Annotated in this window: 14 protein-coding genes; 12 read left to right on the top strand and 2 right to left on the bottom strand. The window is 32.3% G+C overall.

What is annotated here, in order from left to right:
• Positions 1-427: 427 nt before the first annotated feature.
• The 3 genes from D9842_RS16690 (at position 428) to D9842_RS16680 (ending at position 4,134) form a co-directional block, all read left to right on the top strand.
• The gene (locus D9842_RS16690; protein WP_121663470.1) at positions 428-1,258 is read left to right on the top strand and encodes a Cthe_2314 family HEPN domain-containing protein; all 831 of its coding nucleotides are present in this window, start codon (positions 428-430) and stop codon (positions 1,256-1,258) included.
• Positions 1,259-1,589: 331 nt separating this feature from the next.
• Positions 1,590-2,594 carry a hypothetical protein gene (locus D9842_RS16685; RefSeq protein WP_121663469.1) on the top strand — a complete coding sequence of 335 codons (1,005 nt, stop codon included), beginning with the start codon at positions 1,590-1,592 and terminating at the stop codon, positions 2,592-2,594.
• 238 nt (positions 2,595-2,832) lie between these two features.
• Positions 2,833-4,134 carry a TniQ family protein gene (locus tag D9842_RS16680; protein ID WP_121663468.1) on the top strand — a complete coding sequence of 434 codons (1,302 nt, stop codon included), beginning with the start codon at positions 2,833-2,835 and terminating at the stop codon, positions 4,132-4,134.
• Positions 4,135-4,147: 13 nt separating this feature from the next.
• Here D9842_RS16680 and D9842_RS25995 read toward each other — a convergent pair whose 3' ends face one another.
• A complete protein-coding gene (locus D9842_RS25995; RefSeq protein WP_162987465.1) occupies positions 4,148-4,651 on the bottom strand; it encodes a helix-turn-helix domain-containing protein in 504 nt (167 codons plus the stop codon).
• 143 nt (positions 4,652-4,794) lie between these two features.
• On the opposite strand from D9842_RS25995, the gene D9842_RS16670 reads away from it, so the two are divergent.
• Genes D9842_RS16670 through D9842_RS16660 form a run of 3 tightly spaced genes read left to right on the top strand, consistent with a single transcriptional unit; the run spans position 4,795 to position 10,050 of the window.
• Positions 4,795-7,533 (top strand): TnsA endonuclease N-terminal domain-containing protein, encoded by a 2,739-nt coding sequence (locus D9842_RS16670; protein ID WP_121663467.1) that lies wholly within the window; start codon positions 4,795-4,797, stop codon positions 7,531-7,533.
• 2 nt (positions 7,534-7,535) lie between these two features.
• Complete coding sequence (locus tag D9842_RS16665) at positions 7,536-8,666, top strand: TniB family NTP-binding protein (RefSeq protein ID WP_121663466.1); 1,131 nt, start codon at positions 7,536-7,538, stop codon at positions 8,664-8,666.
• Between the two features lie 34 nt (positions 8,667-8,700).
• The gene (locus D9842_RS16660) at positions 8,701-10,050 is read left to right on the top strand and encodes a TniQ family protein (RefSeq protein WP_162987464.1); all 1,350 of its coding nucleotides are present in this window, start codon (positions 8,701-8,703) and stop codon (positions 10,048-10,050) included.
• Positions 10,051-10,324: 274 nt separating this feature from the next.
• On the opposite strand, the gene D9842_RS16655 is transcribed toward D9842_RS16660, so the two are convergent.
• A complete protein-coding gene (locus D9842_RS16655; protein WP_257535889.1) occupies positions 10,325-10,729 on the bottom strand; it encodes an LAGLIDADG family homing endonuclease in 405 nt (134 codons plus the stop codon).
• Between the two features lie 227 nt (positions 10,730-10,956).
• Here D9842_RS16655 and D9842_RS16650 point away from each other — a divergent pair, with 227 nt between their 5' ends.
• From D9842_RS16650 to D9842_RS16625, 6 genes are all read left to right on the top strand, one after another.
• Positions 10,957-12,558 carry an ATP-binding protein gene (locus D9842_RS16650; protein ID WP_232273806.1) on the top strand — a complete coding sequence of 534 codons (1,602 nt, stop codon included), beginning with the start codon at positions 10,957-10,959 and terminating at the stop codon, positions 12,556-12,558.
• Positions 12,555-13,247 (top strand): response regulator, encoded by a 693-nt coding sequence (locus D9842_RS16645; RefSeq protein ID WP_121663463.1) that lies wholly within the window; start codon positions 12,555-12,557, stop codon positions 13,245-13,247. Before D9842_RS16650 ends, D9842_RS16645 begins: the two co-directional genes overlap by 4 nt.
• Positions 13,248-13,390: 143 nt before the next feature.
• Positions 13,391-14,407 (top strand): tripartite tricarboxylate transporter substrate binding protein, encoded by a 1,017-nt coding sequence (locus tag D9842_RS16640; RefSeq protein ID WP_121665101.1) that lies wholly within the window; start codon positions 13,391-13,393, stop codon positions 14,405-14,407.
• 55 nt (positions 14,408-14,462) lie between these two features.
• Positions 14,463-14,915 (top strand): tripartite tricarboxylate transporter TctB family protein, encoded by a 453-nt coding sequence (locus tag D9842_RS16635; RefSeq protein ID WP_121663462.1) that lies wholly within the window; start codon positions 14,463-14,465, stop codon positions 14,913-14,915.
• A gap of 13 nt (positions 14,916-14,928) precedes the next feature.
• The gene (locus D9842_RS16630; RefSeq protein WP_121663461.1) at positions 14,929-16,452 is read left to right on the top strand and encodes a tripartite tricarboxylate transporter permease; all 1,524 of its coding nucleotides are present in this window, start codon (positions 14,929-14,931) and stop codon (positions 16,450-16,452) included.
• Between the two features lie 205 nt (positions 16,453-16,657).
• A complete protein-coding gene (locus D9842_RS16625) occupies positions 16,658-18,406 on the top strand; it encodes a methyl-accepting chemotaxis protein (protein ID WP_121663460.1) in 1,749 nt (582 codons plus the stop codon).
• The last annotated feature ends 535 nt before the right edge of the window (positions 18,407-18,941 follow it).

Below are 18,941 nucleotides of genomic sequence, written 5' to 3'. Positions count from 1 at the left end.
TGAAAGTGGTTTCTTGAGGTTGTTGAAGTTATTGAGATACTTACTTTTTTTGGGGTGTATTAGCTTGGACTATTATATTTAGTATTTTGAAAGGTGATATTGAGTGGAATAATCTCCCTCTACTCTTTTAGGTGGACTTATAGGTGTTGTTGCCGCCTTTTTCCAAGGGGGAAACCTCAATAAGTAGTACTAAAAATGAAGCTATCAAATGCACAAAGGCACTTTAAAGTTTGAGTATTAATCTATAAGTATTATGCTTTTTTTGGAATGTATTTCTTGCAGAAATGGGCAGGTTAGTTTAATAATAAATTTGTAAGATTAGTCTTTTACAAAGGTGCTTACTACTAAAAACGATATGAATTGGAATTTTGAAATCATCTTTTATTTTATTAACTGTATAATAAGGGCAATATTAGGAGGCAGTATTGTGATTCTATTAAACATAGAGGAAGAAGAATTAAAAAGAATAGCAATAGATTTGGATTTGCCATCATTCCCAAACAAAAGAAAATTAGAAGAAATAATATCAATTTTATATGGAATTGAAGAAGTTGAAACTAACAAATTATTAAAAATTGCAGATTGGTTATTTTCTATTATCACTAATCATCTTGAATTAAAAACGGCAATAGTATATGGTATCGCACATAAAAAAGATGACTTTAATACAGATTCATATGTTGCTTTATCTAATCAACCCTTTTATCATCCACCACTTTCTTATTTTGCTAATCATTCTGTAGAGCTAGCATTTTCTTTAAGTGAGAAATTGGCTCAATTGATTAATGTTATTGAAGATATTAATAAGAATATTGAAGAAGTATCACTTTATAATTTCACGAATGAAAATGTTCTTAGAAGAACACCTAAAATGCAGGATTCAAAATTTCTAGAACCTTTAAAATCTATAGCTGATAAACGTAACATAATTAGAGATATAAGAAATAATAAAACCCATAAAGCTGAATCAGAACTTATTCGAAATAAAGTTCAATTCTCGGAAGGAAATATTGGTGATAAACCTACTACATTTATTATGCACACTATAGATAATTTACCTATTGTCCCCTACAAAACACTTTTGATATGCAAGGAATTTTATATAACTTGTACAGAAAAAATTAATGAGATTATTAAATTAACCGAGGAGTACCTACTTGTTAAATATGAAGAGTTATTGAATGACTTTTATGAAATGGGTGTATATAAAATAGGAATGGGACAATATACATCATTAACTGGTTTGAATTTAGAATAATTGGGCACTATTTTAGAACAAATAATGACGAGTTTTATGGGAATCCAGTAGTAATTACTATAAAAAAATTGCTGCCATTTATAGTAACAAAGGTTTGTTAAAATACTATGCTTAAGCTAACGGGCATTCCTTTATGCAGGGATGTTTTTTGTTCTTTAACAAATGAAGAGGTTTGTTGAAGAAGGAAATTATTGAAACTCGGTAAATATTGCTATTATGCAGAATTTATGTACCTAAAGGATAAATTAAGGGCGTTAGTGAAGGAGGTTGTCTTATTTGTAATAACGGGGTGCTTTGAAAGATTAAAAATTCTAGAGAGGATGTACTAGATATGTTTTACGTTAGAGTGGTTTTTTTAGTCGGTAAGAATTATGATTTTAATATTCAAGATGAATTTATTTTGTTCGAGTCTGAGAATGCTGTATGTAGGGGTAAAATTGACCGTAGGACTGAGGATGTAAAAGTAATATTGTCATATGGCGAATTTGAAGATAGAGAAACGGCAGAAAAAGAGGGTAACAAACTTTTTTATAGTGTAAAGAAGCTTTTTATTAAAAAAGGAATACCTATTAATATTTCAGGAGGTCTTGGCGTCTTAGACACTACCCAAATGTCATTCAACACAGGTGGTCTTACAGAATACGGATTAAAAAATATAGGGCTATTATTCCCTCAATTGGCAAGCGAGACAGTTAAAAATGAAACATTAGGAATGGAGATTTATCAATTAGATAAAGACATATCTGAAGTGAAATTTCTTAGCCAGAGTGCTACCCCGAAATTGACATTACAATTTCCTGAAGTAGAAATTGACAATTATAAAGAAGATAAAAAATTAAATACTGCATATTCGTTACTAAATTCTAGTAATGCAATTAATGACTTAAGAGCTAGTTTTTTATTAAAGGTATCTACTATCGAATCCTTAGTTCCAGAGGATTCCTATAAAGACGACACTTATTGTTACTTCCTAAAGCAAATCAATAAATCTATTACGATGGAGAATATAAAAATTGATATTGATATTCCTGACACAGAAAAACAAAACATACTTCAAGGTATTAAAAGTTCATTCGGTTTACTAAAGAAAAAAACTATTGGTGAAAAATGTAAAGAATTGATTGGGAGTTGTAATTTTGAAAAAGATTACAATGGTAAAAATGCTATACGTTTTTTTGATGAATGTTATAAAATACGAAGTGAGTTTGTTCATACAGGAACTTATAAGGATGGCGTTTCTGAGACACAAAAAATCCGCGAGTTAGAAACATATAAAACTGAACTAAATATTTTAATTATAGATGTATTGGAATTTTACGAAAAGAACCTGATATGAATTTAAGAGACTACAATTTAAGTAGTCTTTTTCAATTTGAACACAATAAAAGTTTCAGTCATTTTAGTTAAAAGTAGGGAGTAGATACTCCCTACTTTTGGTGATATGGCCAAAAGAAACTAAGACCGCTATAGCTATGTGATTCTTCTCTTTTGTAAATTCAAAAAGTACCTATGAATGTATATAGCTTCTGGAATATGGTAACTAATTGTATAAACTGTAGTATGGAGAGATTAGTATGGAGAGAAGCACTTTATATAATCTAGAACCATTAAATTTAAATAATGCATATATCGAATCAATAGGTAGTTATGTAGAAAGAATAGCAGTTTTACATAATATAACTACCGGTACATTACTGTCTAAAATAATATCTCCAATTCTTGATAAAAAGTATATAAATAACATTAATCTAAAAGGGGGAGATGGATTCTATAAGGGATCAAATGCTATTGCTGGTTTTGGTACAACTGCAAATGACTTTAGGAATGCAATGGAAGTCTTAACTACAAGAGGAGATTTAGTTAAAACCACACTAATCAACCAAGGTCCAATGTTAACATTCAGAGGACTACTAAGGAACAAAAAGGCGTGGTGTCCAGAATGTTTAGAAACTATGGTAGAGGTTGATAAAGAAGAAGTATATTTTCCTCTATTGTGGAATATTGAATTATTTTCTATATGTCCTAAACATAGAATCAAATTAGAAGATAAATGCCGAAATTGTAATGGAGAAATGAATATATTGTCAAGAACATCCATACCTGGATATTGTTCAAGATGTCTTAATTGGTTAGGGAGTAAAGCTAAAATAGAGGGATTAGACACAATATATAATCCTCAGAAAGAATATGAAATTAGAAAGTCCCTTTTTGCAGAAGAATTAATAGCTCTTGGTATAGAGAATAATAATCAACCTTTTACAAGGGAAGATGTAATAAAGGGGCTTAATGGAGTTGTGCATAACATATTTAATAATAATATAAGGAAGGCTGCAAATGAGCTAGGATTTAAGGAGACTACGTTTAGATACTGGGTTAAAGGAAAGAATTTACCAGGATTAGATGCTGTAGCTAAAATGTGTCTTACTTTTAATATTAGTTTGAAACAATTTCTAAACGTTAATATATCAAGTTCAGATATATTATATATCAATATAAATGTGGAGGAGGCAAGACAGATAAACAATAAATACGATCACATCTTTATATCGAAAATTTTGCAAAAAGTGATTAATGATAATCTATTCATTTCCATAAAGAGGTTAGCTGATTATATTGGGTGCGACCGTACTTTGTTAACCAAAATATATCCAGAGGAATGCAAAATAATAATAGAGGAAAATAAAAAATTTATGTCAACTAAAAAAATTAAAAGACTAAAACAAAAGTTTGATGAATTAGATACGGCTTTTTTTCATACCATCAAAATCGATGAATTTCCCAGTGTTAGACAGTTAGAGAAGAAATTAGGTAAAAATTTTTTGAAGGAAAAAGAGTTAAGAGAGAGATTTAATAACTTAAGAAACTTATATCTGTAAGAATTTATATCTCTCAATCAGTGTTAAGTATATATTTAGAGTAAAAATAATCCTCTTCAATCCCATTTTTATTAATTAATTTTTCTCTTGAATTATTGCAATCTTTGCACAGTAATGTAATGTTATCAAGATTTTTTTCACCACCAAAACTAGTAGGCTTAATATAAGTAGCTATTATTGTAGAAGAAGGGGCCTTAGCACCACACAGTTGACAAGTGCTTTGGAATTTTACTAAAGCATTGTATTTGGTATCCGCATCTATTTCAGTTTCAAATGTATTTTCAGAGAATAGACGGGAGAATTGCAACAATTCATTTAAGTCTATACACAAAGCTTCGCTTAATTTCTCAATTGTTTCTAAAGATGGTTTATGAACATTTTTTTCTATCTTAGATATTTGACTAAAACTTACTCCTGAGATTTTTTCTAACTCTTTAAGGGTTAAATTTTTTTCTTTTCTTAATTCTTTTAAATGTGTTCCAAGTTGGGAAGAATATTCGTACACTTTATACTTCATAGTTAGAACCCTCGCTTTATTTTCATAATTTAAGGATAATTAGAAGAGATAAATATTGCAAGTACACAGACTAATTGTCAATTTCTTTTTTTTGCGTTAAAATTGTCGTAAACGACAAAAACAACGACAAAGAGGCGAAGTAAATGAAGGATAATGAATTTGATAAGTGGATCGCTACAAAAGGATTATCCAATGAAGCTATTGATTTGATAGGGAAAATTAGAAAATCTGACCCTGCGAGGAGAGTGGGAAGTGGAGGAGAGAATGTTCCAGGTTTTTACCCAAGTAGAAAAATGGGAGTTACAATTCAGTTTGAAAGTCATACACTTGAACTAGCAGCTATTTATGAAAAGGAAATTAACGAAACTGTATTAGAATACTATGATCAACCTAATCAATTTAAGATTAACTTCCATAATGAAAAGGGAAAGAAATTGGGAATAAGGTATACTCCAGATTTTTTCGTCATAGAAGAAAACTGGATTGGTTGGGAGGAATGGAAAGAAGAAGAAGCGTTAAAAAATTTATCTTTCAAATATCCTGACAGGTATTTGAAGGATGAAAATGACGCTTGGCGTTGTCCGCCAGCAGAACGATATGCTGCACAGTATGGGGTATCTTTTAGAGTTAGATCTTCGTCGGAGATTAACTGGACATATCAACGTAATATTAGATTTCTAGAAGATTATTTACTAAATCCCATTAAAGTTAAAGACGTTACTAGAAATTTTATACTTAACACTATCAGATTAAGACCTTCAATAAAACTTGATGAGATAAGCGGAAATATTGAAGGAGTATATGAAATAGATGATGTCTATCAATTAATCGCTAATGGTGAAATTGTGGTGGATTTACAATCAGAAGATATTTGCGATCGGAAAAACTTCTCATTACACTTATCTATCGAATCATTAAGAACTCATCAAACAATTATGAAAACACAAGTTGAAAATGATAATTCAATTTCATTGAGAACATTGGATACTTCAATTGGGAATAAAATTCAATGGGGTGTTGAAATTTGGGAGATAAAAAACGTCACAGGTGAAAGAATTTACATAGAAAATAATGGTGAGTTTACAGATTTATCACTAGAATATTTTGAGTCGTTAATTTTAAGTGGGACAGTCAAAGGTCTTACAAACAAGGTAATCTCTAATGAAAATGATAATTATAAAGAATTAATTATGACTATGAGTGAAAGAGATTCAAAGGAAGCACTACACCGGTACAATGTAGTTATGGGTATTATGAATGGGGCAAAATATGATGAATTTAATGAGAGCGAAAGAACAATTAGAAATTGGTTAAAAAAATATAAAGATGCTGAGAAAAAATATGGAAATGGATATGTTGGATTAATTCCAAATAAAAAGGCGAGGGGAAATCGTTTGCCTAAGTTGGAAATAGAAGTTATAGAATTAATGGAAGAAATAATAAAAAATGAATATGAGAATAAAAAACAAAAAAATAAAAATACAGTTTATAACCAATTCATAAAAGTTTGCAAAAATAAAGGATATGAACCACCTGCCTACAAAACATTTTTAGGATACATAAAGAAAAGACCGATTCATAACCAAATTAAAAAGAGAAAAGGTCATAAAGCAGCTTATGCAACAGAGGAATTCTTCAGACTAGATCATTTAAGAACACCTCGTCACGGGAGTAGACCATTCGAGATTGTTCACATAGACCATACAGAACTAGATATTGAGTTAGTATGTTCAACAACTGGAAAAAATCTTGGGCGACCGTGGATCACCTTTGCTGTGGATGCTTATACACGGAAGGTCCTTGCATTTTACTTAACTTTTGATTCACCGAGTTATAAGTCTTGTATGATGGTTTTAAGGGAACTTGTAAATAGATATAAAAGGAAACCATCCTCCATAATTGTTGATGGAGGGAAAGAATTTGAAAGTGTATATTTTGAACAACTTCTCGCAGTTCTTAAAGTAACTAAAAAGAAAAGACCACCTACAAAAGCAAGGTTCGGAAATGTTGTTGAAAGACTATTTGGAACAATGAATAAGCAATTTATTCATAATTTAATGGGTAACACACAAATAACAAAGAATGTTAGGCAAGTGATAAAGAGCTTCAATCCAAAAAACAATGCAACTTGGACACTTGAGGCATTATATGAATTAATAAAAGAATATACTTATGATATCTATGACAACACGTATCACACAACTTTAGCTATATCACCTAATGAACTTTATGTACAAAGTCTTTCTGATACTGGAAAAAGAACACAGACTTATGTGACTGATATGGAAGGTTTTTATTTCTTAACTTTACCATCTACATCGAAGGGAACAGCAAAAGTTCAAATTAACGAAGGAGTAAAAATTAGAAATACATATTATTGGACTGATAGGTTTCGAAATCCCAAGTTTCAATTAAAAGAAGTGAAAATAAAGTATGATCCTTTTGATGTAGGAATTGCATATGCATACTTAGATAATCAATGGGTTGAGATGTATTCAGAGTACTACTCTGTATTGAAAGGAAGAACAGAGAAGGAGATAAAACTAATTACTTCAGAAATAAGAAAACAGGATAAATTACTTGGAGTAAATAAGGCGATGACATCTACAAGGTTAATTGAATTTATTGATAGGGCTGAAAAGAATGAAGTTATTGAACTCCAAAGACTAAAGGATGAGGCTTTAAAGAAAATAATTGCTCCAAATAAAGGGATTAATAGAAATAACACTGATTTGAAAACTGAAGTAAATAATGTTATAGAAATGAGCAATAAATTTGAAAAACAAGGAAGTAAAGATAATGTGAAGAGCTTATCAGAACTAAAAAGAACTAAACTACTGGAACAAGTAAAGGAAGACCTTGAAGGATTTGAGGGCTTTTAGTTATGAAAGAGAAACGATATCCAAAAAAACTCTTGGAACAGTCGGTTCAAGAACGAATAGAGTACTTCCACCAATATTCAATTAAACATCCTAAGTTAGAGAAGGTATTTAATGAACTTTTACTACTAACTGAATTTGCTTCAGAAGAATCTATCTTTTTCTTAATTGGTCCATCAAGAGTCGGCAAAACTTTTATAGGATTAAAATTGGTTGAAACCATTAATAAAAAGTATAGTGATGAAGTCGAAAAAAATAAAGGATTTATACCGGTTGTTAATGTACTTGCCCCAGCGACAGAAACGGGACATTTTAATTGGAAGGAATTCTATTTGCAAATTTTGCAGAAATTGAATGAACCCCTAATCGATAAAAAAGTGGAAATTGTAAGGGATAGGAATTTTAATAAAGTTACTATTAACAAATATGAATCAGTAGGGGCATTGAAAAGCTCTGTTATTAATGCACTTAATTATAGAAAAACTAAATTGCTTATTATTGATGAGGCACATCATTTAGCTAAAGTAAAAAGGGGCTCTGTTTTATTAGATCAAATGGATGTTATAAAGACTTTAGTTAATATGACCAATGTTCCCATCTTATTAATGGGGACAGATTTGTTAATTGAGTTTATTAATCAAAGTGACCAACTAAGTAGTCGAGGAATTAATAGATATTTTACAAGATATAGGAAGGAAATCGATGAAGAACTTCAAGTTTTTTTTCGCTGTCTTCTTAGTTTTCAACGTCACCTCCCATTATTAGAGGAACCAGAGCTTATGGATAATTGGGAGTTTTTTTATGAAAAGTCGATAGGATGTATTGGTCTTCTTAAGAAATTGATTTACGACACCTTTAAGTATGAGTCTATAAAAAATCCTAATTTAATTACTCTGCGGATTGAGGATTTTAAGGAGTATGCTTTAAATAATCAGCAATTAGAAAAGATAATAAATGCAGCTAAAAAAATAGATGGAAAATATAGTCAGGAAGAAAGAGAGAAAACTGTAGTAATAAATGATGACATTGAATCGAGAGACGAAAATATAAAGACTAATAAACAAACTAAGAGAAAGCCAGGAGTGAGAAATCCGAAGAGAGATTCGATTGAAATGGATGATGTTAATGAAGCTTAATTGATATTTTACATATAAGGGGAAGAAATTTATTGTGGGAGAGGACAAAAAAACTGATTTAGAAATTTTGGGAAGAAGCAGACTATATAATCTGCCCCCCATAGGTATCGATTCAGTTAACATTGAATCTTTAAGAAGTTATATTGGGAGAATTGCACAGGCACATTCTTGGAAAACTAGTGATTTTATTAATGATATTTTAATAACTGAAATTAAAAATATTCATTACAAAGATAATCCGGAGATATTTTATGGCAGGGCTGGTTCAATAAATGGCTTTGGTGATTTTACAGAGGAGTGTATAAAATCACTAGAAAGTTTAACAATGTGCAATAACCTGAGTTATCTTACTCTTAAAAAATGTAAGGATATTTTTCATCATCCAAATATTTTTCATAGATATTTAAGGTGGTGCTCATCTTGCTTAGAAGAGTTTAGGGAAAGAAAAATTGAGATCTATGAACCATTATTATGGAGTATCTCAATTGTCGAATATTGCCCCAATCATCGGAAACCTTTGAATTCTATATGTCCGGGCTGTGGAAAACGACCAGTCTCATTTTCAAGAAAGTATAGTCCGGGCTATTGTACAAGGTGCGAACAGTGGTTAGGGAGCGATAGTGAAGATGACAAAAAATTATGTGTTACTGAAATGGACAGTGAGTGGAAGTTATTTGTAGCAGAACAGATGGGGGAATTAATGAAATTAAATTCTAGTGATAAATTGCCTCTAGAAAAAAACGGCCTGTTTAATTTGATTCATTTAATTATAAAGATAACATCCGGAGGAAATGTATCAAGATTCGCAAGTTTGATAAATAGGGATAGAAAACGTGTTACTGAATGGAAATTAAGAAGGGGGTTACCAAATGTTGAATCATTAATAGCCATTTGTAGACTATTAGAAATTAATCTACAAGAGCTTTTATTAGGGAATGTTAATAAAACTACACTTAATAAAGAATACAATCATTTGCTGAATTTAAACATTCCACCAGGACAAGTTCAGAAGAAGAGATCAGATCAAGTTAATGATAGTTTAGAAATAGAACTAGAGAAAATATATTTAAATGAGTATCCACCACCATCATTGGCTGAACTTCAACGAAGATTCAATTATTATAATATGGAAAGAAGATTTCCAGAGTTAAGTAAAAAGATTGCAGCAAAGAATACTAAGTATAGAAGAGAACAACAAAAGTTAAGAGAAGAATTAATTTGTAAAGAAGTAAGAGAGATTATAATGCATCTACACAATTTAGGTGAAGTAATTTCAGAGAATAACATAAAACGGAGAATGGATAACCCAGGGAATTTTAGAAACCCACTTGTAAGAGCAACTTGGAAAAAAATGAAACAATTGTTGGAAGAGAATTTAATTTGAGTTGTGAATTAACAACTCTTTTTTTGTGGTCATATATAAGAGAAGTTACATTTAATTTATTTACTCATAAGATTGCCATTAGTAAATAACATCACCATAAAATTGCAGAAAGTCAGAAAAAATTGGGTTAGTTAATGAAAAAAATGAGTTGGGATAAGATTTTTAATTGAATTTTATTACTAAAAATTATAAAGGATTCATTGATATCAACGTTTGGTAATTAATTGAGTAAACAATATGTAATTTTATGAGTTAAGTCATAGCCTTTTTTAAGTTAAAATTTAAAAAAAGCTTTTTCGAAAGCTAACTTTTGATTTAAACGCTCCTTACTGTATTTACCGTTTCTTATTGTAACTTTATCGTAGTGTTCAATAATCCAAAATGCACGTTTTCTTTTTGAAGGAACTCTTAAATACGGTAAAACATGGGTAAGTATATCAATAACTTTTTCTTTTTTCTTAATGTTTAGAGTAAAGGAATTCTTATGTTTTTCAGGATTGTAATTCTTCTTATTACTAATAATTCCACCTGTCAAAGATTTAGTGTAAATCAATAGTTCTTTGTCTGTTGATGCAATTGTAATACAAGGCCTCCGATGTTCGTTTTTATGTATTCTAGTTAGTGTGATAGTACCCTCACCATCGATAATACCAGCTAAATATGCAGCCTCCCATGCCATCAAATGTATCACCTGCACTTTTCTTTGTTCAATTCCATTCGTGAAAAATAGAACGTATGTTCTAGATGACTTTATCTTACTATATTCTCCAACTCCTTTCAATAAATTTATTTCAATATTATATTTAATAAATAGAAGAAATTTCTCCATGACAAACCAAAAGTATTTATATACAATAGAGAATACTCAAACTTGTAAGCGATTTCTAAAAACTGAGGTGTGAGCTATTGAAAAGAACGAATCGACCTAAGCTTTATATACGCATTATTTTGTTTGCCCTTAGTCTTATTTTATTAATTGTTCTTTTATGTAGTATTTTATACTATCATACTTTATCAAAAACAGTTGAGCAGCAAATTAGCAAAAGAGCTTTACATGTTGCTACAACGATAGCGAACATGCCTGAGATTCATGAAGCATTTGATACTGAAGATCCATCTAGAATTATTCAGCCTTTGGTTGAAAAAATAAGAGTGGAAATTGGCGCTGAATATATCGTAATTGGTAATAAAGAAGGAATTCGATATTCTCACCCAATTCCAGAGAGAATTGGGAAAAAGATGGTTGGAGGAGACAATGTTAAGGCGTTAAAAGAAGGTAAATCTTATGTTTCCAAGGCAACTGGATCCTTAGGGCCTTCATTAAGAGGAAAGGTACCAATTCTTGATGGTGATGAAATTATAGGTGTAGTCTCAGTAGGTTTTTTAATTGAGGATATTGAAAATACAGTCTTTGATTACGGAAAACCTGTTATTTGGATTGCCATTACTGCATTTCTTTTGGGAACATTAGGTTCGATTATATTAGCAAGAAGGATAAAAAATACAATGATGGGACTAGAGCCTGAGGAAATTGCTACATTGTTTAAACAACGTAATGCTGTTATTGAAACGGTTCATGAAGGAATCATTGTTATTAATGAGGATGGAAAGATATTGATCATCAATCAAGCTGCATATGACATTTTATCACTAGATAAGACAAAACCTGTTGTTGGAGAACAGGTTTTTGATATTATCCCTAATTCTTCTTTACTAGATGTTCTAAGAACAGGCGAAAAGCAACTAGATAAACAACTAGAAATTAGAAATAAGATCATTATAGCAAACCGTATTCCTGTTAAATATGGAGATGAAGTGATTGGTGTCGTATCTAGCTTTAGACTTAAATCTGATATTGATCAATTAACAGAAGAATTATCACAAGTGAAGAGATACACAGAAGCCTTAAGAGCGCAGACCCACGAGTTTAATAACTTGCTTTATACGATTTCGGGATTAATTCAATTAGGGTCATTGGATGAGGCCCTGACACTTATTCATGAAGAAACAGAAAGTCAAAGAGATTTTACACAATTTCTCATGAGGAAAATAAAAGATCCATGGCTTGGTGGGATTTTACTAGGGTTTTACAATCGTGCTAAAGAGCTAAAGGTTACCTTTCATGTTGATCGAGAAAGCAGTCTGGAGGAGATTCCTAAGCACATTGGTTATAGTAGTTTGGTTTCAATTTTAGGAAACCTTATAACGAATGGATTTGAAGAATTAGAAAAGCAAAAACGTAAAGAACGATATGTACGTTTTTTTATAACTGATCTAGGTGATGATCTCATTATGGAAATTGAAGATAGTGGAACCGGTGTTGAACCTCACATGTTATCTGAGATTTTTAAAAAGGGTTTCTCAACAAAGGATGGGAAAAATCGAGGGCTTGGTTTAGCGAAAGTGAGTGAATTAGTCGAGGAACTAAATGGGAGTATTACAATTGAAACAGGCGAATTAGGTGGTGCTTTGTTTATTATTGCGATCCCAAAGGAGGAGCCAAAATGAAGGTAGAAGTAATGGTGATTGAAGACGATGCTAGGATAGCAGAAATTAATAGCCGTTTTACAAAGAAGATAGATGGCTTTGAGGTAGTAGCCATAGCAACGTCTGGAGCGGAAGCAATTGAATTACTTGAAATTATTCAACCGCAGTTAGTTTTGTTAGATGTGTTTTTACCAGATATGTTAGGAACAGATTTAGGGAGGGTCATCCGTAAGTCTTATCCAGATATCGACATTATTATGATTACTGCATCTTCAGAGGTTGATATAGTTGGAGATTCTTTACGAAATGGGGTTTGTGATTATATTGTCAAACCGGTTACATTCGAGAGATTTAAGACAAGTCTAGAAGCCTATCAAAAAAGATTGGAAAAATTAAAAACGACAAAACATTTAACTCAAGAAGAGATAACAGCTTTATGGAGTTTATCCCGACAAGATAGTCATTTAATAGAGGAAGATGGTGCGCCAAAGGGGATTGATCCACTAACACTCAACAAAATATTAGAGTTTCTTTTAAATGTTGCTGAAGAGGGGATTACAGCTGAATCATTAAGTAAACAGTCTGGGGTTAGTCGATCAACAGCAAGGAGATATTTGGAATATCTTATTTCACAAAAAAAGATATATGCAGAGCTAGTATATGGAAATGTTGGGCGGCCGGAAAGAAGGTACTTCCGTTTTCAGTCATGAACTTTATGAACAAAAAGAATTCATTACAGTTAATTGAACTTATGAGGTTAAGATTCTATAAATTAAAAAATTCTGTTAACTTTAAGACAGCGCTTACATTAAGTGCTGTCTTTTTAAATGGACAAAGAATTGGGGGAAATTATATGAAGAAAACAATGTTGGTCGTATTAGTTGGACTTCTAAGTTTTATGTTAGCTGCTTGTGGTGGAGATAAGGAAAAAGCCAATAGTAGTGAAAGTAGCTCTAATTATCCAGAAAAACCAATCACCGTTGTAGCTCCATCAGGTGCAGGCGGCGGCTGGGATTTAACGGCAAGAGCATTAGCGAAGGTTTTATCTGATACAAAGTTAGTTGAAGAAACATTAACAGTTGAAAATAAACCAGGTGGTGGTGGTGCTGTTTATATGGCAGAGTTTGCAACACAAGAAAAAAACAATCCATATAAATTAATGATCAGTTCACCGCCAATTTTAATAAATCATGAGAAAAAAGAAGGAAACAGTCCATATGGTTATGGCGATACAACTCCTTTAGCACAGCTTACAAAAGATTACGGAGCTATTGTTGTAAAAAGTGATTCACCTTTTAATGATTTGCAATCTGCATTAGATGCCATTAAAGCGGATCCAACAAAAGTGACAGTTGCAGGCGGATCTTCACCTGGCTCAATGGATCATTTAGTAGCAGTATTACCTGCATTTAAGTCTGATATTGACCCGAAATCAGTGAAATATGTTTCATATGATGGTGGTGGTGAAGCGATTGCGGCACTGCTAGGAGGAAATGCTGACTTAATTGCTACAGATGCTTCAGCTATTGGAGAATATGTGAAATCAGGAAAAGTGAAAGTGTTGGCGGTTAGTTCACCTGAACGTTTGGAAGGTGATTTAGCAGATGTACCAACTTTTAAAGAAGCAGGGATAGATGCAGACTTTACAATCTGGCGTGGTGTATTTGGACCAAAGGAATTGAAGGAAGAAGAATTAGCTTTCTGGGATAAAACATTACAAAAACTGTCAGAAAGCGAAGAATGGAACAATGAAGTAAAATCAAATGGGTGGGAAAGTGAATTTAAAAACTCAACAGATTTCAAGAAGTTTTTAGATGAGCAAAATGTTGTGATTCAGGACCTCTTAACAGCATTAGGCATGCAAAAATAAAGCTTTAGGAAGAGGGGGCCTCCCCTCTTTCTCTCTATAGGGAGTGAGAGTAAAGATGAGTAAAGCTTTTGATCGTTACTCAAGTGTTATGTTTATGGTCATAGGAATATTCTTCGTTGTCGAAAGCCAAAAAATTTCGGAAAGTGCATATGGGAGTAATGTTGGCCCTGATATGTTTCCAACTATACTAGGGGCTATATTAGTCTTGCTTAGCCTTCGTCTATTCTATGAAACATTTAAATATGTGAATGAACAAAAGGGGAAAGAAGAGCTAGATTACAAGAGATTTTTCATTATTTTAATTTCTGCTATTCTTTATGCTTCATTTATCGAAACATTAGGTTTTATTTTAACAACATTTCTCTTTTTACTTGTTAGTTTCATCGCAATGGATAAAAAGAATATACTAAAATCCATCGTTATTGCAGCATGCTTTTCAGGTGGGGTTTATTATTTATTTGTTGAAGTTCTTGAAGGCTCTTTACCTGGCTTTCCAACTTGGTTTTAGTGAGGTGTTATAAATGGATACAATTCAATTTTTAGCAAATGGCTTTGCAGAAGCTTTGCAATGGCATAATTTATTGTTTGCGTTTGTTGGAGTATTAATTGGTACTGCGGTTGGTGTTCTTCCAGGAATAGGTCCAATGAGCGGAGTGGCGTTATTAATTCCCGTAACAGCTACTCTTACATCAGGTCTTGATCCTGAATCAGCGGCAGCAAGCTCAATTATTTTATTAGCCGGTGTTTATTATGGAGCGATGTATGGCGGATCGACAACATCTATTTTATTAAATACACCAGGTGAATCGTCATCAGTTGTAACTGCTCTTGATGGTTATCAAATGGCCAGACAAGGAAGAGCTGGAGCTGCACTGTCAATTGCTGCAATTGGTTCATTTTTTGCAGGGATTGTTGCACTTATCGGTCTAACAATTTTAGCGGAACCATTGTCTAGTGTCGCATTGTCTTTTGGTCCAGCAGAGTATTTTTCATTAATGATATTAGGACTTTGTGCCGTCAGTGGCCTTGCAGGAAAATCAAGAACAAAAGCTTTAATTATGACAGTTGTTGGACTGCTAATTGCTACAATCGGAATGGACAATGTATCAGGTGTAGCACGCTTTACGTATGAGGTTCCTGTTTTATATTCAGGTATTGAATTTTTAACTGTTGCAGTGGGACTGTTTGCTCTTGGAGAAGTATTTAAAACAATCTTGGAAAAAGAGAGTGTTGATGGATCTATTGCGAAAGTGGAAAGAATTCTTCCAACAAAAAAAGATTTGAAAGAGAGCTCAGGGCCGATTGTCAGAGGATCTTTATTAGGATTTTTCATTGGGATTTTACCAGGTGCAGGAGCAACATTAGCATCCTTCTTTTCTTATATTATGGAAAAGAAGATTAGTAAAAATCCTGATAAGTTTGGAAAAGGGGCAATTGAAGGGGTGGCCGCACCTGAGGCCGCAAATAATGGTGCCTCAGGTGGAGCAATGATTCCATTATTAACGTTAGGTATACCAGGCTCAGGTACAACAGCAATCTTAATGGGAGCTCTTATTATGTATAATATACAGCCAGGTCCACTATTCTTCACGGATCACCCACAAGTTGCTTGGGGTTTGATTGCTAGTATGTTCATCGGAAATGTGATGCTGCTTATTTTAAATTTACCACTTGTTAAAATTTTTGCGAAAATCATCGAAACACCAACAAAGTATTTATTACCTATTATTGTAGCTATATCAATATTCGGAGTTTATGCTGTTCAATTTACAGTGTTTGATTTATTACTTTTAATTGGTTGTGGAGTAGTGGGTTACTATTTAACAAAGCATGATTACCCTGTAGCGCCACTAGTACTCGGTTTGGTACTAGGGCCAATGATTGAAAATAATATGAGAAGAGCTTTAACTACATCGAATGGAGATTTTATTATTTTCTTAGAGAAGCCCATTTCACTTATCTTTTTAGTGATTGCATTGTTATGGATGACCATTCCAATTCTATTAAAAATGAGAGGTCGAAATGTTGTTGTAAACGAAGATTAAATAAAATCAACTGTAGATAAACATAGGGAATTCGACAATCATAGTTATATTGAAAATGAGGCGCGGTCCGTGACTTAGGATCAGTGCCTTTTCACATTTTTAGACCATACTAGAAACTATTACCAGTAAATAAAAGTCGAAAATTACTCATTCATATTATAAATGGTCGATATATATAATGAGAAAATTTATGGGGGAGCTTAGTATGAAGAGGAGAATTAAGGTCGACTGGCATAGTATATCAATCAAGATGATGGTTTTACTTACGATTATTATTGTGTTTTCCGTATCAACGATTGGATTAACTAGTTATTTCATAGCAAAGGATCAATTAACGAAAGCTGGTAAACAAGAGATTTATCACATTGTTAATAGTTCATTAGCTACTTTAGAGGCAATAAACCAACAGGTGGAAAACGGTCATCTAACTTTAGAGGAGGGGAAAGAGGAAGCAAGGCTCCTTTTGAGTGGACCAAAACTTAAGAATGGAGAGCATGATTATAAGAATTCGCATTTTTTATATAAAGGTGAAGGGTATATCCTCGCCTATGATGCAAACTTTTCCTCACAAGTTCATCCAAGTAATCCAGTAGGAGATATTCCTGAGGATACGACAAATCGTGAAAAAATGGTGAAAGGCTCATTAGCTTCAAATAAAGAAGACCGTTATGTCTATTACGATGACGTGAACGATGAAACAGGAGAAATGAGAAAGAAAATATCTTATATGGAACATTTTGAGCCGTGGGATTGGTATGTTGGTCTAGCTGTTTACGAAGATGAATTTTATGAAGGCTTAGAAATCATTAAATTTATCATATTATGGGGAACTTTTGTGCTTATATTAATAAGTATATTAGTATTTTACTTGGCAATTAAAAAGAAAATTTCTTTATTGAAAGAAGTTGCAAAATCTTCAATGGATATTGCTGATGGAAAGATTCAGGCTACAAATCTTTCAGAATCAAGAGATGAGATTGGTCAATTAGCAGGTGCATATAATAAGATGTCTTATCAGCTTCTTGAATTAGTACAAAATGTAAAAAGTACAAGTTCAAACTTACTTGACTCAGCAACAGAGCTTTCTGCAGTATCAGAACAAACGCTAGCAAGCAGCGAAGAGATTGGTACAGCTGTCTCGGAAATTTCTACAGGAACTCAAGAGCAAGCTAATGATTTAGAAAACATTAATCATAGTGTTGAAACATTGACAAAATCAATTGATTCAATGAATCAGCAGAGTAATATAATTAAGGGAGTTACAAGTAAATCTCAACTATTATCGAACGAGGGAAATGAAATTGTTTCTTCATTGAGAAAATCTAATGCTGATTCTTTACATGCATCGGAGAAAATTAACACAGGAATAAAAAGTCTGTATGATAAAACTCAGGAAATTCATCATATTATGGTAACAATTGAAAATATTGCAGCGGAAACAAATTTACTTGCATTAAATGCTAGTATTGAAGCAGCTAGGGCAGGGGAGCATGGAAAAGGCTTTTCTGTGGTAGCGGATGAAATAAGAAAGCTTGCTGAACAATCTAAGCAGGCAACATATCAAGTTCGAGGAGTAGTGTCTACGATCGCAACTGAGACCGGTAATACGGTAGAAATTGTAGAACAAACCATGCTTACATCGACTAAATTAAATGATGATGTTTTAGAAACGCAAGATAAGTTTAATCAGTTATCGAATTCAATAAATGAAACTGTCTCAGCACTAGAAATTTTAAATGATGAAATTAGAAATATCACCAATCAAACTTCTATGATAGGAGATGGAATTCAAAGTTCATCAGGTGTTTCCGAACAAACAGCTGCATCTGTGGAGGAAATTAGTTCGTCAATTGACGAGCAAAACAATGCTATAAGACAGGTGGCAAAATCTGCAGAGCAATTAAATATAATGAATAAAGAATTAGATGATATGTTAAGCAAATATAAATTATAAAGGTACAATCATTATAAAGATAAAATAGCAAGGCAAGCTGAGGTGTCAGCTTGCCTAGCTATTTGCCCAAATAAGTATGATTTTATATAGGAATGTACTTATTGGTAAATGGTAGAGGAGGAACTGTCTTAATCAAGCAAAGATAAAGAATAAAGTATTGCTTCATTAGTCTATTTTGTATTTGATTATCTTTTATAATGAAGAAGCTAGTTATCTATCATATAAGATGTTTTCATAGAAGTTGACATAGGTGATGATGGATGATAATATATAACTTGTCGCTAAGTAAGACGATATAGAAGACAAAAAAGATTTGAAAATACTATTGACTTCTACGAAATGAAATGGTAAGATATTATTTGTTGCTACGAGATATGACATTAAATTTTCTTGCTTGAGAAAAATGATTCATAGAAGTTGACAACAGAGAAATTATCTGATACAATGGTTTTTGTCGCTGATAAAGTTCTCAGCTAAAGTAGTTCTTTGAAAACTAAACAAAACAGAAACGTCAACGTTTTAAAGATTTAATTAT

Source organism: Metabacillus litoralis, assembly GCF_003667825.1.
GTDB lineage: Bacteria > Bacillota > Bacilli > Bacillales > Bacillaceae > Metabacillus > Metabacillus litoralis_B.
This window is presented reverse-complemented; position numbering and strand designations above follow the sequence as displayed.

Coding starts and splice junctions, on each gene's coding strand:
- D9842_RS16685 (WP_121663469.1), top strand. CDS start 1,590: ATGTTTTACGTTAGAGTGGTTTTTTTAGTCGGTAAGAATTATGATTTT.
- D9842_RS16680 (WP_121663468.1), top strand. CDS start 2,833: ATGGAGAGAAGCACTTTATATAATCTAGAACCATTAAATTTAAATAAT.
- D9842_RS25995 (WP_162987465.1), bottom strand. CDS start 4,651: ATGAAGTATAAAGTGTACGAATATTCTTCCCAACTTGGAACACATTTA.
- D9842_RS16670 (WP_121663467.1), top strand. CDS start 4,795: ATGAAGGATAATGAATTTGATAAGTGGATCGCTACAAAAGGATTATCC.
- D9842_RS16665 (WP_121663466.1), top strand. CDS start 7,536: ATGAAAGAGAAACGATATCCAAAAAAACTCTTGGAACAGTCGGTTCAA.
- D9842_RS16655 (WP_257535889.1), bottom strand. CDS start 10,729: ATGGCATGGGAGGCTGCATATTTAGCTGGTATTATCGATGGTGAGGGT.
- D9842_RS16645 (WP_121663463.1), top strand. CDS start 12,555: ATGAAGGTAGAAGTAATGGTGATTGAAGACGATGCTAGGATAGCAGAA.
- D9842_RS16640 (WP_121665101.1), top strand. CDS start 13,391: ATGAAGAAAACAATGTTGGTCGTATTAGTTGGACTTCTAAGTTTTATG.
- D9842_RS16635 (WP_121663462.1), top strand. CDS start 14,463: ATGAGTAAAGCTTTTGATCGTTACTCAAGTGTTATGTTTATGGTCATA.
- D9842_RS16630 (WP_121663461.1), top strand. CDS start 14,929: ATGGATACAATTCAATTTTTAGCAAATGGCTTTGCAGAAGCTTTGCAA.
- D9842_RS16625 (WP_121663460.1), top strand. CDS start 16,658: ATGAAGAGGAGAATTAAGGTCGACTGGCATAGTATATCAATCAAGATG.